The 16576-nt window shown below is 70.3% G+C and carries 17 protein-coding genes; 12 read left to right on the top strand and 5 right to left on the bottom strand.

All coding sequences use genetic code 11. The features are described 5' to 3' along the window. Positions 1–12 precede the first annotated feature (12 nt). Genes AVL59_RS24260 through AVL59_RS24280 form a run of 5 tightly spaced genes read right to left on the bottom strand, consistent with a single transcriptional unit; the run spans position 13 to position 5867 of the window. On the bottom strand, positions 13–1431 hold the full coding sequence (locus AVL59_RS24260) for an aldehyde dehydrogenase family protein (RefSeq protein WP_099053120.1): 1419 nt from the start codon (positions 1429–1431) through the stop codon (positions 13–15). A 37-nt stretch (positions 1432–1468) separates the two neighbouring features. Continuing rightward, positions 1469–2404: an alpha/beta hydrolase gene (locus tag AVL59_RS24265; protein WP_067308032.1), complete on the bottom strand. Its 936-nt coding sequence runs from the start codon at positions 2402–2404 to the stop codon at positions 1469–1471. A 34-nt stretch (positions 2405–2438) separates the two neighbouring features. Next, a complete protein-coding gene (locus tag AVL59_RS24270) occupies positions 2439–3944 on the bottom strand; it encodes a flavin-containing monooxygenase (RefSeq protein WP_067308033.1) in 1506 nt (501 codons plus the stop codon). Next, positions 3941–5341, bottom strand: a complete 1401-nt coding sequence (locus AVL59_RS24275; RefSeq protein WP_067308036.1) for an FAD-binding oxidoreductase — start codon at positions 5339–5341, stop codon at positions 3941–3943. Before AVL59_RS24275 ends, AVL59_RS24270 begins: the two co-directional genes overlap by 4 nt. Positions 5342–5381: 40 nt before the next feature. Beyond that, entirely contained in the window at positions 5382–5867 is a 486-nt protein-coding gene (locus AVL59_RS24280; RefSeq protein ID WP_159400051.1) for an acyl-CoA thioesterase, read from the bottom strand. Positions 5868–6242: 375 nt separating this feature from the next. On the opposite strand from AVL59_RS24280, the gene AVL59_RS24285 reads away from it, so the two are divergent. From AVL59_RS24285 to AVL59_RS24335, 12 genes are all read left to right on the top strand, one after another. Beyond that, positions 6243–6692 carry a 4'-phosphopantetheinyl transferase superfamily protein gene (locus AVL59_RS24285; protein WP_079146941.1) on the top strand — a complete coding sequence of 150 codons (450 nt, stop codon included), beginning with the start codon at positions 6243–6245 and terminating at the stop codon, positions 6690–6692. Further along, positions 6689–7684, top strand: coding sequence for an ACP S-malonyltransferase (locus AVL59_RS24290; RefSeq protein ID WP_067308045.1), 996 nt, complete (start codon positions 6689–6691; stop codon positions 7682–7684). The genes AVL59_RS24285 and AVL59_RS24290 overlap by 4 nt, the downstream gene beginning before the upstream one ends. Further along, positions 7681–8427, top strand: a complete 747-nt coding sequence (locus AVL59_RS24295) for an SDR family NAD(P)-dependent oxidoreductase (protein WP_067308048.1) — start codon at positions 7681–7683, stop codon at positions 8425–8427. The genes AVL59_RS24290 and AVL59_RS24295 overlap by 4 nt, the downstream gene beginning before the upstream one ends. Positions 8428–8492: 65 nt before the next feature. Continuing rightward, positions 8493–8780 carry an acyl carrier protein gene (locus AVL59_RS24300; protein ID WP_079146942.1) on the top strand — a complete coding sequence of 96 codons (288 nt, stop codon included), beginning with the start codon at positions 8493–8495 and terminating at the stop codon, positions 8778–8780. Further along, positions 8777–9274, top strand: a complete 498-nt coding sequence (gene fabZ, locus AVL59_RS24305) for a 3-hydroxyacyl-ACP dehydratase FabZ (RefSeq protein WP_067308051.1) — start codon at positions 8777–8779, stop codon at positions 9272–9274. The genes AVL59_RS24300 and fabZ overlap by 4 nt, the downstream gene beginning before the upstream one ends. Before the next feature lie 90 nt (positions 9275–9364). Beyond that, positions 9365–10387, top strand: a complete 1023-nt coding sequence (locus tag AVL59_RS24310) for a glycine cleavage T C-terminal barrel domain-containing protein (RefSeq protein WP_067308055.1) — start codon at positions 9365–9367, stop codon at positions 10385–10387. A 65-nt stretch (positions 10388–10452) separates the two neighbouring features. Further along, positions 10453–12927, top strand: a complete 2475-nt coding sequence (locus AVL59_RS24315; RefSeq protein ID WP_067308058.1) for a beta-ketoacyl-[acyl-carrier-protein] synthase family protein — start codon at positions 10453–10455, stop codon at positions 12925–12927. Further along, positions 12927–13091, top strand: a complete 165-nt coding sequence (locus AVL59_RS52495) for a hypothetical protein (protein ID WP_159400053.1) — start codon at positions 12927–12929, stop codon at positions 13089–13091. The genes AVL59_RS24315 and AVL59_RS52495 overlap by 1 nt, the downstream gene beginning before the upstream one ends. After that, positions 13091–13471, top strand: a complete 381-nt coding sequence (locus tag AVL59_RS24320; protein WP_067308061.1) for a holo-ACP synthase — start codon at positions 13091–13093, stop codon at positions 13469–13471. Before AVL59_RS52495 ends, AVL59_RS24320 begins: the two co-directional genes overlap by 1 nt. Beyond that, positions 13468–14220, top strand: a complete 753-nt coding sequence (locus AVL59_RS24325) for an SDR family NAD(P)-dependent oxidoreductase (protein WP_067308065.1) — start codon at positions 13468–13470, stop codon at positions 14218–14220. The genes AVL59_RS24320 and AVL59_RS24325 overlap by 4 nt, the downstream gene beginning before the upstream one ends. Positions 14221–14259: 39 nt before the next feature. Continuing rightward, positions 14260–15915 (top strand): MFS transporter, encoded by a 1656-nt coding sequence (locus AVL59_RS24330; protein ID WP_067308068.1) that lies wholly within the window; start codon positions 14260–14262, stop codon positions 15913–15915. 62 nt (positions 15916–15977) lie between these two features. Then, positions 15978–16478, top strand: a complete 501-nt coding sequence (locus AVL59_RS24335) for an ATP-binding protein (protein ID WP_067308071.1) — start codon at positions 15978–15980, stop codon at positions 16476–16478. Positions 16479–16576 lie beyond the last annotated feature (98 nt).

Consider the following 16576-nt stretch of genomic DNA (forward strand, 5'->3'; position numbering starts at 1 on the left):
GCGGCCGGTGGGTCAGACCTGGATCGCCTTGGTCTCCAGAAACTCCTCCAGACCCGCGAGGCCGCCTTCACGGCCGTTGCCCGACTGCTTGTAGCCGCCGAACGGCGCGTTGGGGTCGAAGGCGGCTCCGTTGATCTGCACCTGTCCTGCCTGGAGCCTGCGGGCCACCGTGAGAGCACGGCTCTCGTCCGCGGACCACACCGCGCCGGCCAGGCCGTAGACGGTGTCGTTGGCGATCCGGACGGCTTCGTCCTCGGTGCTGTAGGACTCGATGGCCAGGACGGGTCCGAACACCTCGTCGTGGTGTACCGCCATGTCGCCGGTCACGCGGGACAGCACGGTAGGGCGGACGAAGAAGCCACGGTCCGGGTCCGGCGGTGGCTCCGCACCGCCGGTGACCAGCTTCGCTCCGTCCGTCAGAGCGTTGCTGATGTGGCGGCGCACCCGGTCGCGCTGGGCGGCGGACACCAGTGGGCCCAGCCGGGTGTCCTCGCGGCCGGGGTCGCCGGGCACCCAGGCCTGCGCGGCACGGCGGGCAAGTTCTTCGACGTCGGCGAGCATGGAGCGCGGCACGATCAGGCGGGTGAGGGCAGAGCAGGTCTGCCCGTTGTTGAGGAAGGCGGCGGCCAGGACCGCCGGGACGACCCGTGACGGATCGGCGTCCGGCAGCATCACCGCGGGACTCTTGCCGCCCAGTTCCAGCGTGATCTTCTTGACGGTCCGGGAGGCGAGGGAGCCCACTCTGCGGCCGGCGCGGGTGGAGCCCGTGAAGGAGACCACGTCGACCCCGGGGTGCCGGGCCAGTGCTTCTCCGATGCCGCGCCCGGTTCCGCTGACGAGGTTGAACACCCCGGGCGGCAGCCCGACGGAGTCGATGATGTCGGTCAGTTCCCAGATACTGAGCGGCGCGAGTTCGCTGGGCTTGAGTACGACGGTATTGCCGGCGGCCAGTGCGTAGGCGACCTTCGCGGCCACCTGGTGCACCGGGTAGTTCCACGGTGTGATGGCCGCGACCACGCCGTACGGCTCACGCACGATCAGCGAGGGGCCTCGACGCTGTTCGAAGGGGTGCGCCAGGGCTGTCTGCGCGGCGTGCCGGAAGCTGTTGACCGGCAAGGTGACCTGAACAGCCCGGGCGAAGGACAGCGGGGTTCCGACATCACGGCTGATCAGCTGGGCAAGGGGACCGGCGCGGCGGGCCAGTTCCTCCGCGATGGCGCGCAGGTGGGCGGCGCGCTCGGCCACCGCGGTGCGTGACCATGGGCCGGCGGCGGCGCGCGCCGCGCTGACGGCGGCATCGGCGTCCTGCGAGGTGCCGTCCGGTACGCGGGCCAGCGGCTGCTCCGTCGTCGGGTCGACGACGGTGAGCATCCTGCTGCTGTGGGACGGCGTCCAGGCGCCGTTCAGATAGATGCGGTCGTAGGCAGGCACAGAGAACTCCTTGACGTGCGAAGCTTCTCGGCGGCGGCTATGCGCCGAAATGGGCGTGCAGGGCGCGGGTGATGTCGTTCCTCGCCTGCCGTGCGGCGGTGAACTCCGTGAGCAGGAAGAAGACGTGCAGTGCGCCGTCGTACCGTCGGGTGGCGACGGGCACACCTGCGGCCCGCAGCCGCCGGCCGTACTCCTCCGCTTCGTCTCTCAACGGATCGCACTCGGCGGTGAGGATCAGCGTGGCCGGAAGTCCGCTGTGGTCCTCGGCGCGCAGGGGACAGGCGTAGGGGCTGGTCGCTGCGCTCGGTCCGGGGAGATAGAGGTCCCAGAAGCGGGCCATCGCGGCACGGGTGTTGAGGAAGCCCGAGGCGTACTGGTCGTAGGAGGCGAACGGGGAGCCGTCGGCGGGGGCGAGGCTGGGACAGATCAGGACAAGCAGGTCGATGTGCGGGCCGCCGCGGTCCCTGGCCATCAGGCCCGTCGCCGCGGCCAGATTTCCGCCCGCGCTCTCCCCCGCGACCGCGAGCCCTTCGTCGGCCCCGAACTCCTCCGACCGGTCCGCCAGGGCAGCGATGGCCGCATAGGCGTCCTCCACGGGTCCCGGGAAGCGGGTCTCCGGGGCGCGCCGGTACGCCACGCTCGCCACCACGGCGCCGCTGGCGTTCGCGAGGCTCCGCAGGGGTCTGTCGAGCAGCTCCACGTCTCCGGCGATCCAGCCTCCGCCGTGGAAGAACACCAGCAGCGGTCGCGGCCCCGGGCGCATGGCGGGCTGGTACACCCGGACGGGCAGCAGACCGGCCGGTCCGGGAACGTGGGTCTCGATGACCGAGTCCACCACCTCGGCCGGTCCCTGGGCCTGCTGCAGGCCGCTCATCAGCTCACGCATCCTCAGTACGCCCACCTGCTCCAGGGGCGGCATGTGCTGGTCCGCCAGACGATCGAGGAAGGCGGCGGATTCCGGATGCAACGACACGGCAACTCCTGAGGGGGCTTGGGAACGGGCCGGTTCATGAGCGGTGGCCGGTGTCACGGCCGTGGGGCATCCCGGGGCCGGCGCGGTCGGGCTGGTAGTGCGCCAGGTTCACCCGCCGGGTACGACGGCGGTACTCCATGGTCTGGCCGGGCCAGTTGGTGGTGACGTACCGGCCGCTTCCGCGGTACCAGTTGCGGCACGTCGACCACACGGTGCCGGGCAGGCGGCGGCGCATCTCCGCGGTGAAGCTCTCCTCGGCCTGGGGCCGGACGTCGAGTCGTCGGCGTTTTCCGCGGGCGAGGATCCGCACGGCGTCGAGGACATAGCGGATCTGGCTCTCGACCATGTAGACGACCGAGCCGGCACCGACGTTGGTGTGCGGGCCGTAGAGCAGGAACATGTTGGGGAAGCCGGGGACGGTCATCCCCAGGTAGGCCCGGGCACCCTCCTTCCAGGTGTCGGCCAGAGAGCGGCCCCCGGTGCCGGTGACCCGCAGCGGTGACAGGAAGTCCGTGGCGGTGAAACCGGTGGCGTAGACGATGGTGTCGACTCGGTGCTCCACGCCGGTCTCCGTGCGGATGCCCCGCTCGGTGATCTCCGCTATCGGGTCGGTGACCAGCTCGACGTGGGGCTCGTTGAAGGCCGGGTAGTACGCGCTGGAGACGCCGATCCGCTTGCACCCCACCTCGTCCCGGGGCGTGAGGCGTTCGCGGGTGACGGGGTCATGGATCTGCCTGGCCAGCTGGGCGGCGCAGCCGTACGAGGTCAGACGGCTGATCGGCCGGCGGCGGGTCAGACCGGGCACGGTCAGCTCGTTGAACGTCCACCACCCGAGCCGGGCCGACGTACGTGCGAGCCGGGCGAGGACGCCCTCTCGGCGGGGGTAGACACGGTCCCAGCGGGGGACCACGTACGGCGCGGATCGCTGAAACACCGTCAACCGACCAGCGTGCCTGGCCACTTCGGGAATGATCTGGATGGCGCTCGCCCCCGTTCCGATCACTGCGACCCTGCGGCCCGTCAGATCGTGGCCGTGATCCCAGCGGGACGAGTGAAAGGTGTGCCCCGAGAAGCGATCGGTGCCTGGTATCCGGGGATAGGCCGGACGGCTCAGCTGCCCGCAGGCCGGGACCAGGATGTCGGCCTCCAGGGTTTCACCCGTCCCTGTCCGCAGCCGCCACCGTCCCGTGCCCTCCTCGAAGTGTGCGGAGCGGACCTCGGTACCCAGCCGCAGGTGCGCCTCCAGGCCGTGCTTGTCCGCACAGCCGCGCAGGTACTCCAGAATCTCCCGCTGCCCGGCATAGCGCTGCGACCAGTCGTGCCGCTCGAACGAATAGGAGTACAGGTGGGCGGGGATGTCACAGGCCGCACCGGGATAGGTGTTGTCCCGCCAGACCCCGCCGAGGGCGTCACCCTTTTCCACGATGGTGAAATCGTGGTGCCCCGAGCGTTTGAGGGCCATGGCCAGTCCGAGGCCGCTCACCCCGGCTCCGATGATCACCACATGCGGGGCCCGCCGTCGAGAAGCCTGCCGGTTCATGACGCGGACTCGTTCGTGGCGGGCGGAATGTTGTGGTTGAACCGCAGCACATTGTCCGGGTCGTACTCCGCCTTGACCTTGGCCAGGCGTGCCAGACGCCGCTCGTCCCAGAAGGCGCGTACCCGGTCCGTCTCGCCGTCTTCGGACGTCGTGTTCAGGTACGTATTGCCAAGGCCGAACCTTCTGAGGAGCGCACCGGCCTCCTTCACCCAGGCTCGACACCGCTCGGAATCGGCCTCGTCCTGCCACTGGCCGATCACATGGATCAGCCAGCTGTCCGTGCGGTGCGCGAACGCGGTGTCGTCGGGCGGGACATCGGTGGCCGCCTTGTCGAAGGGATGCACGTTGATGATGCTGATCCTGGAGGGAAGTTCGCTGCCTATCTCGGCGATGGCGGCGATCTGCTCCGCACCGATGCACGGCACGAACTCACTGGTCCAGTAATGGAGATTGCCGGGCGGGGAGAATCCGTCCTGCATCGACTGCACGGCCACCAGCGGCATCGGGCCCACGCTGTCGTACAGGGGGTCGCCGAAGTCCCGCAGCGGCTGCACGGCCTGCCATGCCTCCTCCATCGGACCGAAATATCGCACCAGCAGGGTGACCAGAGGCATTCCCTGGTACTCCTCGGGGACGAAATCCGCTTCCGGAGCACGAAGGAACATGGCGTCCGCGCTCAGGTGTGCCGGGCTGGTCGCGGTGAAGTCCCGGAGGAACTCGAGGACTTCACCGGCCCGCTCCACCGGGTGCGCCAGGAATCCCGCCAGCATCATCGGCCCGACGGGATGTGCCTGGAACTCGAACGAGGTGACCACACCGAAGTTGCCGCCGCCGCCACGCAGCGCCCAGAACAGCTCCGGACGGCTGTCCGCGCTCGCCGTCACCAGCTCGCCGTCCACCGTGACCATATCGGCGGACAGCAAATTGTCACAGGTCAGGCCGTACTTGTGGAGCATCATGCCCACGCCGCCGTTGAGGGTGAGCCCGGCCATGCCGGTGTCCGACATCTGGCCCGTGGGAATCGCGAGGCCGTGCAGCTGGGTCTCCCGGTCCACATCACCCAGCAGCGCCCCGCCCTGCACCCGGACGGTGCGACGCACCGGATCGACGTGCACGCCCCTCATGAGGGAGAGGTCGATGACGATGCCGTCATCGCACGTGCCGTGGCCCGCGATGCTGTGTCCGCCACCGCGGACGGCGATGAGCAGATCCTCCTCACGGGCGAAGCGGACCGCGCGGACGACGTCCGCGTTTCCCAGACACTTGGCGATGACCGCCGGCCGCTTGTCGATCATGGCGTTGTAGACGCGGCGGGCGGTGCCGTAGCCGGCGTCCTGCGGTCCCAGTACCTCGCCGAGCAGCGTTCCGCGGAGGCGGTCGAGCGCATCAGGCTTCATGAAGTCTCTCCAGGTCTTCGGGTCGGACGAGCGGAGCCGTTCAGTCCCCGGATGTGGTGGGTTCCGGACCGGCGGGATTTCCGGCGGGCTTTCCAGTTTGTTTCCGGCGGCGCTCCAGAAATTCAATGAAAGCCAGGTGCATATCGTCCGGGATTTTGGTCAGTGTGCCGCGCTCGATGTCCACGAATGCATGGACGGTTCGGGCCTCGGCGATGAGTCGGCCGCCGTTCTTCCGGTAGATCTCGTAGTAGTAGGTGAGCGTCCTCGGAGTGGCCGCCCACGTCTTGATGACGAGGTCGTCGAGGTACATGGCCGGATCGTGGTAGCGGACCTGGAGATCGGTGGTCGCGATCTGGTATTTCCGGTAGTCGGCCCCTATGTCGAGCGCATACTTCTCCCGTCCGAGATCGAACCAGGGAATGTAACTGCCGTAGTAGGCGTGCCCCTGCAGATCGCACTCTCCCCAGCGGACCCGGGTGGTGACCTCTACGCTGACGTCACGCACGATGTTCGTCGCGGACTGCACGAGACGTGGCATTGTTCGTCGATCCTCTCGCGATGGCACGGGGGCGGAACCGGCAGGAACTCCGGCACATTCAGCTGATCCGTGCGGGTCACCTGGATGTGCGGAACCCTAGGAATAAGGATCGAGACGGGTCAATCAGGGGAGCCGAATGTTTCGGTCTTCTTGCAGATCTTTCGCCGCCTCCACGGTGTCTTTCATGCGCGCCCTGGACACCTGACCGGTATCTTGCTTTCCCGTTGACGCGGCGGAGGATGCGCTCCTACGTTCTTCTCGACCCAAGGGCACCGCGAAATGTGATGTTCCTTCCGGCCCGGTTTCTGTCGGCTCGGGATTTTCTTTTACTTGCCCTCTCGGTGAAGCGACGGGGAGCTAGCCATGCAGATTGCCAACGCAGCCCGGACATTTCCGGAACATATTCATTCGGCCGGTGTGGACCTGGTGGACCTGTGCCGCTGGGAACGCGCCATGGAACGCTGCGGGGATGCTCTGGCGCAGCGGTATTTCACGGCGGAGGAACGCCGGACCGCACGGGAGCGGGCCACGGAGGGCCGGTCCGCGGCCGACATCCTCGGCCATCTCTTCGGTGTGAAGGAGAGCGTCGTCAAGATGGCGGGCGGCCTGCCGCCCACCGCGCGCCTGGCGGACATCTGCGTGGAGATCCCCGAGGGCACCTGGGATCGCCGGCCCTGGCCGGTACGCCTCAGCGGCGCCCTTGCCGACTGGGCCTGCGCCCGGCGGGTGGACGTCGTCGCCTCCTCCGGCCCGCTCACGGACCGCATGACCCTCGCCTGGGCGGCGGCCCGCACGCTGGACACACCGTCATGACCGCGACCGCCGCATTCGTCTTCCCCGGGCAGGGCAGCCAGTTTCCCGGGATGGGCCATGAGCTGAACCGGCTGGGCCCGCAGGCTCGTGCGCTCGCTCTCCGGGCCGAAGACATCACCGGACTGCCGGTGGCCGACCTGATGACGTGCGCCCCCGCTGCGACCCTCGCCGATCCCGAGATCGCCCAGGTACTCGTCCTGGTCTGGTCGCTGGCCGCGCTGGACCAGCTCCGGCAGAAGGGTTGGCGGCCGTGCGCGGTCGCCGGTCACAGTCTCGGGGAGTACACGGCGCTCGTTGCCTGCGGGAGCCTCGACCAGGACACGGCGCTGTCGCTCGTCGCCTGCCGGGGCAGGGCGATGGCGCACGCGGCCCGCAACCGTCCGGGCGGCATGGCGGCCATCGTCGGTCTCCCGGCGCAGACGGTGCAGGCACTGTGCACGGAGGCATCCACCGGGCCCGATGTCGCTGTCGTCGCCAACTGGAACTCTCCTCGCCAGCTGGTGGTGGCCGGCACCGTGTCCGCCATGGAGCGGGTCATCGCCGCCGCGACCGGCGCCGGGGCGCTGCGTGCCCGCCGACTGGCCGTCGGCGGCGCGTACCACTCACCGCTGATGAACGAGGCCCACGCGCGTCTGAGGGACCGGCTGGGCGGCGTTCCGCTCGACGTTCCCCGCATCCCGTTCGTCTCCAGCGTCACCGGCCGCCATGTCACGGACATCGACGCGTACCGCGGGGACCTGCTGGCACAGGTGATCGCACCGGTGCGGTGGAGCGACACCGTGCGGACCCTGACCGAACGGGGGGTCGGCACTTACATCGAGGCAGGCCCCGGCAGGGTGCTGGGCGGTCTGGGCCGCGAGATGGTCCGCGCCGCCCGGCACCTGACGACCTGGGATGCGCTGCACCGGGCGGCGCCGCCGGAGGCCCTCCCCGGCCCGGACACCGGGACCCACTCGGCCTCGACCGACCTCGAGCAAAGGACGACGACGTGAGCGATCTCCAAGGGCGTATCGCGCTGGTCACCGGTGCCACCAAGGGCATCGGCCTGGCGGTGGCGGCTGAACTGGCCCGCTGCGGCGCCACCGTGCTGATGAACCATCGCGGCAAGCCGGACCGGGCACGCGACGCCCTGTCCCGGGTACAGGAGATCCGGGACGATGCCCGGCTGATCCAGGGTGACGTCGCCGACCCGGCTGACGTGGAACACATGTTCCGGCAGATCAGGGACGACCACGGACGGCTCGACGCCTTCGTCAACAACGCCGGCATCACGGACGACGGTTACGCGCTCATGATGGGCGAGACCAAGTGGCGCAACGTCATCGAGACCAACCTCACCGGCGCCTTCCTGTGCACCCGTGCCGCGGCCCGGCTCATGGCCCGGCGGCGCGGCGGCGCCATCGTCACCGTCAGCTCGACGAGCGCGCTGAACCCGCCGGCTGGCCAGGCCAACTACGCGGCCGCCAAGGCGGGCGGCATCGCGCTGACGAAGGTGCTGGCGAAAGAGCTGGGCTCCTACGGGGTCCGCGTCAACTGCGTGATCCCCGGGTTCATCGACACCTCGATGACCCGTCAGATGCCCTCCGACCGACTGACGGAGTACCTGCGGAACGTGCCGCTCGGCCGTATCGGACAACCCGAAGAGGTCGCCTCCGTCGTGCGGTTCCTGCTCAGCGACGAGGCGGGCTACGTCACCGGCACCTCGGTCGTCGTCGACGGCGGCCTCATCAGCTGATGCTCTCCGGCGGCATCCCGCCACGGACCACCGACCACCTCCCCACACGGAACAGGAGAAACACCATGGTGATGAAACTCGATGAGGCGACCCGCCGGGCGGCGGCCCGACAGGACCTGTGCTCGCAGGTCAAGCAGCTGCTCGTGGACCGCCTTTCACTGGACGTCGCCCCCCGGGCAATCGGGGACGACCAGCCGCTGTTCGGACGCGGGCTGGAGCTGGACTCCATCGACACGCTGGAACTGGCCATGGCGGTGGAGGACACTTTCGGTGTCACCGTCACCGACGACGACACCCAGAGCCTGCTGTCGTTGAACCGGCTGGTCGACCACATCGAGGGCGCCCGAGCATGACCGGACAGCCCTCCTCCACGCCGGCGCGCGCGGTCCTGACCGCCGACGACATCGCCCGGCTCCTGCCGCATCGCCACCCGTTCTTCCTCCTGGACCGGATCACCGACCTCGCACCCGGCGTGAGCGCGGAGGCCATCAAGAACATCACGGCCTCCGACGGCGTGCTGGCCGGTCACTTCCCGGGCCGGATGCTGTACCCCGGTGTCCTGCTCGTCGAATGCGTCGCACAGCTCGCCGCGGTCATCTACGGCAGCGCGGCCGCGCAGTCGTCCACCGGTGAACTGGTCGCGGATGTCGCCGACCGGGTCGGCTATCTCGCCGAGATCCGCCAGGCCAAGTTCATGAAGCCCGTGTTCCCCGGCGACCAGGTCGTCTTCCGGGCCCACAGCGGCTCCCGGCTGGGCGGACTGATCTCGGTCACCGGCCAGGCGTCGGTCGGCCGGGAGCTGGTCATGACCGCCCGCCTGGCCGTCACCGAACTCGAGCAGCCATAGCCCCGGAAGGCCGCCGGCCCACCGCGCCCGGGTCCGTCGTCCCAGCACGGACACGCACCCCAGCGTTCCGCCGAAACCACCCATGGAGGAATGATGAAGAGCAGCTACACCACCACCGATCAGGAGTACGAGGCCCTGCGCCGGCACGTCGGCCTGATCAGCTACGACGGCGCCGGCCTGGTCACCGTGACCGGTCCCCGGGCCACCGAGTACCTCGGCCGGGTCGGGACACGCAGTGTCGACTTCCTTCTCGAAGGCCAGAGCACCTCCGCCCTGCTGCTGCGCGAGGACGGCACCATCGTCGCCGAAGCGCTCATCCACTGCCGCGGCACCGACTACCTCGTGGAGATCTGGCCCGCCCAGGCCGCCGAGGCCGTCGCCCACCTGCTCGCGGCCGCGACCGACTTCCCGGACGTCACGGTCGAGGACGTCGGCTCACAGTGCGCGGTACTCGCCGTGGAGGGCCCTTCCTCCTTCCAGATCGCCCAGAAGTACCTCGACTTCCCCGTCGCCTCCCTCGCCTACCGCAGCTGCACCGCTGTCGAGTGGGGCTCAGGCACGGTGACCCTCTCGCGCACCGGCGTCACCGGCGAGTACGGCTACAAGTTCATCGTCCCGTCGGGCGACGCACCCCGGCTGCGGGCCGAACTCCTGGACCTCGGTGCCGTCGAGTGCGGCAAGGACGCGGTCGATGTCTGCCGGATGGAGGTCCGCTTCGTGAACCTCGAACGCGAGCACACCGGCGGACCGGTCCTCCCGTCCGACGTGGGTCTGCAGTGGATGCTCGACGCCGGTCAGGATTTCGTCGGCCGGCAGGCCCTCGACGAGTCCAGCGGCCAGGTGCACCGCTCCCCGGTGTGCTGGGTCGCTGACGCCGCCCTGGAGACCGCACCCCCCGAGGGAACCGTCATCGGGGTCAGCGACGCCGACGTGGGCATCATGACGCACTGCGTGTGGTCCCCCGCTCTGGGCCGGTTCATCGGTACGGCCGTTGTCGGCAACGGCGTCGCGGCCTCCGGCCAGGGCTTCCGGCTCGCCGGCACCAACACGCCGGTGCGCACGATCTCCGCCCCCTTCCTGACGGCGACCAGTCTCGGCGTGCCGCTCGGCTGAGCGGGACCCACAGGCCGCTCCCCACCATCGTCCACGTCCGCCAAGGCGGCGAACAGGAGAACACCATGCGTCCCAACAAGCGGCGGAACGACAGTGTCGCCGTCACCGGAATCGGCATCAGTTGCGCCCTGGGCAACGGCGTACCGCAGGTATGGCGGGCGGTGTGCGAGGGAGCGAGCGGCATCGGAAAGACCCGGCGGCTCGACGTCTCCACGCTCAGCTGCCGGTACTCCGGTGAAGTGGAATCCGTCCCCGGCACCGTGCGCCGGACGGGGAACCGCCAGGACCGCGCGACGCGCCTCGCGCTGGCGGCCGCGGAAGAGGCCATCGACAGCGCCCGGCTGGCCCGGGCCGAGTACGACCCGTTCCGGCTGGGCGTGGCCGTCGGCACCTCCGTCGGCGGCCTGGATCAGGGCGAGCGCTTCCACTGGGACCTCCTCGAAGGAGGCCCGACGGCAGGCCGGCGCGGTCTCCTGACCAGCTACCCCCTCTACACCTCGGCGGACGCGATCAGCGTGGCGTTCCGGCTCCAGGGACCCAAGGTGGTGATTTCGAACGCCTGCGCGGCCGGGGCCAACTCCATCGGATACGCGGTGGACACCATCCGCGAGGGACGGGCCGACGTCATGATCGCCGGCGGAGTCGATGTGCTGGACATCCTCTCCCTCGCCGGATTCGACAGCCTCAACGCCCTCGACTCCGAGCCCTGCGCGCCCTACTCCCGCAGCACCGGCCTGAACCTCGGAGAGGGAGCGGCATTCCTGGTCCTGGAGGCGGAATCGGCCGCCCGCCGCCGTCGGGCGCCCATCCTCAGCTACCTCCTCGGGTATGCGCTGACCAGCGACGCCTACCATGCCACGGCTCCCGACCCGGCGGGCAGCGGCGCCTCCAGGGCGATGCGGCGCGGGCTCGCACAGGCATCGCTCACACCCGACCAGGTCGACTACGTCAACGGCCACGGGACCGGCACCCCGACCAACGACAAGGCAGAAGCCAGGGCGGTGGCCGACCTCTTCGCCGACGCACCGTCGACGCCGATGAGCAGCACCAAGTCCCAGGTCGGACACATGCTGGGGGCAGCCGGGGCCATGGAGGCCGCGACATGTGTCCTGGCGCTGCGCGACGGCGTGATCCCGCCGACCATCAACGTCGACCGGCCGGCCGACGTGCCATGGGACATCGTGGCCAACCAGGCCCGGCCGCAGGCGCTGGACGTCGTCGTCTCCAACTCCTTCGCCTTCGGCGGCAACAACTGCTCACTGGTGCTGGGCCGCAACCCGGTCCCGTCCGCCGCCGCTCCCGATCATCGCGTGGTCATCACCGGAGCCGGGCCCGTCACCCCGCTGGGGAGCGGACGGCAGACCCTGGTGGACGCGCTGAGAGCGGGAAACAGTGCGGTCGGCCCGGCCCGCCTGACCGACCTCGCCCTCTCCAGGACCGCGCGCGCGGCCGAAATCGACAGCTCCGAATGCCGCCGCCACGTCGACCCGGCCTATGCCCGCCGCCTCGACCAGATCGGCCTGCTCACCCTCGCGGCCAGCCGCCTCGCGCTGCGCGACGCCGGACTGCGCATCACCAAGGCCAACTCCGAACGCGTGGGTATGATCTTCGGAACGTTCAGCGGGCCGATGCAAACGGTCGCCCAGCTCAGCGAGACCATCGGAACCCAAGGCCCGCACCGGGTCAATCCGCGCCTGTTCCCCAACTCGGTGATGAACGCGGCGGCCGGCCACGCCTGTCTCGCTCTGCAGATCCGCGGCCCCCTGTCCACCCTGGCCACCGGCTGCGTCTCCGGTCTCAGCGGCCTGGCGTACGCCGCCGACCTCGTGCGCCGCGGGGAAGCCGATGCCATGCTCGCCGTCAGCGCCGACGAGCTGACCCCGCTGCTCCACTGTGGCTTCGACCGCCTGGGCCTGCTCTCCGACGACACTGTCCGCCCCTACGAATCGACCTCGAGCGGCACCGTGCTGGGCGCGGGCAGCACAGCGCTGGTCGTGGAGTCACTCGAGCACGCTCTCGCCCGCGGTGCCACGATCCTCGCCGAGATCAAGGGCCATGCGACCACCTCGGACGCGTACCGCGTCGCAGGCAACGACCCCTCTGGGCGGGCCTGGGCGGAAAGCTTTCACCGTGCGCTCGACGACGCCGGCATGACGCCGGGTGACATCGGGACCGTCTACGGGGACGCCCGGGGCACGTCCGCCATCGATCTCGCCGAGGCCCGGGCGATCGCCCGGGTCTGGGAGCCGGGAGGCGTACGGCTGAGCAACCTCAGCCCCTACGTCGGTCACGTCCACAGCACCACATCGCTGATGTCCGTGGTCTGCGCCACCGAAACCGTGCACACCGGGTGGAGCCCCGAGACCCCCGCCCCCGCCCATCCCCGGGAGACGGTTGCCGACTACCTGCGCGCACCGCGCGGGAACGGCGGACCGTGCCTGATCACCGCGGCCAACTGGGGCGGGACCTACGCCTCCCTGGTCCTCGCGCCGTACGCAGGCGACCGGCCGCCGGCACAGGCGACGCGGGAGGCAGCGTGATGGACACCCCGTTCCCGGTCCCGGTGACCGGCTCCCCGACGCAGGAGTCCGGCTCCGCCGCCCACCCCTGGGCCGACTGGCCCACCCTCACCGAAATCCTCGCTGCCGTCCTGGCGCCGCGCCGGCTCGCAGCGCACGGACCCCGCACACCGGAGGACCGCTGATGGACACGCCGTCCCAGGCTCTGGCCCTGGTCGTTCCGACCCGGGTGCCGACACCGTACGACCCCCTTTGGGGCCACTGGCTCACCCCTGCGGAGATCTCCTTCAGCCACGGATTCCGGCGTGCCTGCGAGCATCTCGCCGCGCGAAAGGCCGCGAAGGAGGCCGTGGCGCGACTGCTGGGATGTCCGGCGGACCCCCGCACATGGCATGCGATGGAAGTTCACCGTGTGCCCGGCACCGCCCCCACGATGGCGCTCCACGGCGCCCCCGCACAGCGTCTGCAGAACCTGCGCCTTCCCCAGCCCGGGATCTCCCTGACCCACGCCAACGGGTACGCCGCGGCGCTCGCCTGGTTCCCGGCCCGGAGCGCCGAGACATGACAGGAACCGGAACCCAGGTGGCCGTCATCACCGGCGCCCTCGGCGGCATCGGGCGCGCCGTCGCCGATCACTTCCTCGAGCAGGGCATGGGGGTGTTGCTGACCGACCTCGACGGTGCGGCGTGCCACCAGGCCGCCCGCGAGCTCAACGACGGAGGGAAGCCCGGGATTGCGGTGGGATGCGCACTGGACGTCACCGAACCCCGGTCGTGGGAGGACGCGACACGACTGGCCCGCCGCCGCTTCGGACGCCTGACCGTACTGGTCAACAACGCCGGGGTGCTGGGGTACAGCCCGCTGGAGAACGTCGACTCAAAGGAGTGGTCACGTGTCGTGACGGTCTGCCAGGGCGGCACATTCCTCGGCATGAAGGCAGCCGCACCCTGCATGCGTGCGGCAGGCGGCGGCGCCATCGTCAACGTCGCCTCGATCTACGGAATCGTCGGCTCGGGCGTGTCATTCGCCTACCACGCGGCCAAGGGCGCGGTGCGCGCCATGACCACCGCCGCGGCGGTCGAGCTGGCCCCGAGCGGCATCCGTGTGAACGCCGTCTACCCCGGCATGGTCGACACCCCGATGACCGACCGGGCGCCCGGGCCGTTCGTCGACCGGGTCATAGAAGAGACCCCCATGCGCCGGAGCGCCCGGCCCGAAGAGGTCGCCGCCGCCGTGGGCTTCCTTGCGTCGCAGGCCGCCTCCTACATCACCGGCGCCGAACTCGTCGTCGACGGCGGTTACACGGCCCGATAGCACCGACGCCGGCACTGTCACAGGAGAGGAGGCGACCCGATGTCCCGCAGACGTCGCGACCCTGGTCGGCCGTGGCTGGTCCTGGCCGTGCTGTGCAGCGGATTCTTCCTGATCATCCTGGACACCACGATGGTCAACGCGGCCATCCCCGCCATGCTCCGTGATCTCGGCGCCGGCCTCGGCCAGGCACTTTGGGTGGTGAACTCCTACATCCTGGCCTGCGCCGTCTTCTTGATCACAGCTGGACGGCTCGGCGACCGCTTCGGCCCCAAGCGGATGTACCTGACAGGTCTGCTGATCTTCACCGTTGCCTCCGGACTGTGCGGACTCTCCGGCAGCGCCGACGAGTTGACAGCTCTGCGCGCGGTCCAGGGGCTGGGCGCGGCGCTGCTGACGCCGCAGACCAGCGCCTTCATCGCCGTACTTTTTCCCCCGGAGCGGCGCGGCACCGCATTCGGCGTCTGGAGCGGCGTGATCGGACTGTCCGCGGTGGCCGGTCCGCTCGCCGGCGGTGCGTTGGTCGCCGTGGCCGGCTGGGAGTGGATCTTCCTGGTCAATGTGCCGGTGGGGCTCGTCGCGCTCGTCCTCGCGGCAGTGGTGGTGCCCGATCACCGACCCCTCATCCGCCACCGCTGGGATCTCCCGGGCACGCTCCTGGCGACCTGCGGCCTGGCAACCCTCTCCTACGGCCTGCTGGAGTACCGCCGACCGGCGACCGGAGACCTCGCGGGATCCGCCACCCTGCTCTCGCTCGGCGCCGGAACGGCCCTGCTGCTCGCCTTCGTGATCCAGCAACGGACCAACCACGACGAACCCCTCGTGCCGCACGTCCTTTACGGACAACGCGACTTCGTGCCTGCCGCGGCCATCGGCGCCGGCGTCTACTTCGCCGTGACCGGTACGGCACTGCCGCTCCTGCTCTACCTCCAGGACGTCCTGGGCAACACCCCACTCGCCGCCGCACAGGTCACCGCACCCTCCGCGTTCACCGTCGGTCTCGTCGCCGTGGTCGTGGGTCGGCTGAGCAACGGTCCTCGTGCCAGGCCGCTGCTCGTCACCGGGCTGCTCGTCTACGCGGCCGGGCTGGCGTTGACCGCGGCCTGTGCACGGCCCGGGATGAACGCATGGCGGCTGTTGCCTGCCATGCTGGTCACCGACGCGGGCATCGGATGCACCCTGGCCCCCGCGGCGAAGATCGCGCTGGGCGGTATAGCTCCCGCCGTCACCGCCAGCGCCTCCGGAGTGCTCAACACCGCCCGGCAGGTCGGCGGCGTCCTCGGCAGCGCGGTCGTCGGCGCCCTGCTCCGCGCGCGGCTGGCCACCGAGCTGCGCTCCCGCGCCCGAGCCGCCGCACCCGAACTACCCCCGCCGCTGCGCACCTTGTTCACCGACACCGTCACCCACGCTCCTGGCGATGGCATCACCCCGCCACCGACGCCCACCGGTGTGGACCCCGCACAGGCCGACCACTTCCACACCCTCGCCGACGCCGTCTTCCGGCACGCCTTCGTCCATGCGTGGCGCACCACCCTGGTCCTACCCATCGGCGTCCTCCTGCTGTGCTGCCTGCTGAGCCGGAGGTTGTCCGCCGGCGACGCCACACCCTCGACGCCGCCCCGCCGTGGGCGCCATGTCAGACGCCCGGGACGTCACGCCGCCGGACGTCCCGTCAACTGCCCCTGCTCGCACCCCTGACGAATCCTCCCGCTGTCCCTGAAGCACGTCCAGCGGATCGTCATCCACGAAGGAGGCCGGCCATGTACTGCTCTCAACTTCCCGACCATGTCGGCGCGGTCGACGCCACGGCCACCTGGCACCTACCCGCGCACGACACCTCCGCCGGCGTGGCACGCCGCCACGTGCGCTCCTTCGTGCGGGGACGACAGTGTGCCGCGCCGGCCGAAGACTGCACTCTCATCGCGTCCGAGTTGGTCGCCAACGCGATCCACCACGGCGCCGGCCCCGTCTGGCTCACGCTCCGCCACCTCGTGCACGACGACGGCAGCGAGGCCCTCCAGCTCCTCGTGGGCGACCACGGCACGGGCCGGGGACCGATCACGCCCGTCCGCGACCCGGCCGGGGGCGCCCTGCGCACCTCGGGTCGCGGGCTGACCATCGTGGACGCGCTGTCCACCGCCTGGGGATCCACGCGCATCGCGGACGGACACGTCGTGTGGGCCACTGTGCGCCTGGAGAGCCGGCCGGACGCCCGCGGGCGCGCTACACGACACCGTCGAGGGCTCGCCCGACGGGCCTGATCCGCGGCAACCGCACGCCCTCGCGTGCCGCGACTCCGGGAACACCGCACGACCGTCGGGTGCGCACCTGGCGCGCCCCGAACATTTTGGAGGCACTG

This window comes from Streptomyces griseochromogenes (assembly GCF_001542625.1).
Classification (GTDB): Bacteria; Actinomycetota; Actinomycetes; order Streptomycetales; family Streptomycetaceae; genus Streptomyces; species Streptomyces griseochromogenes.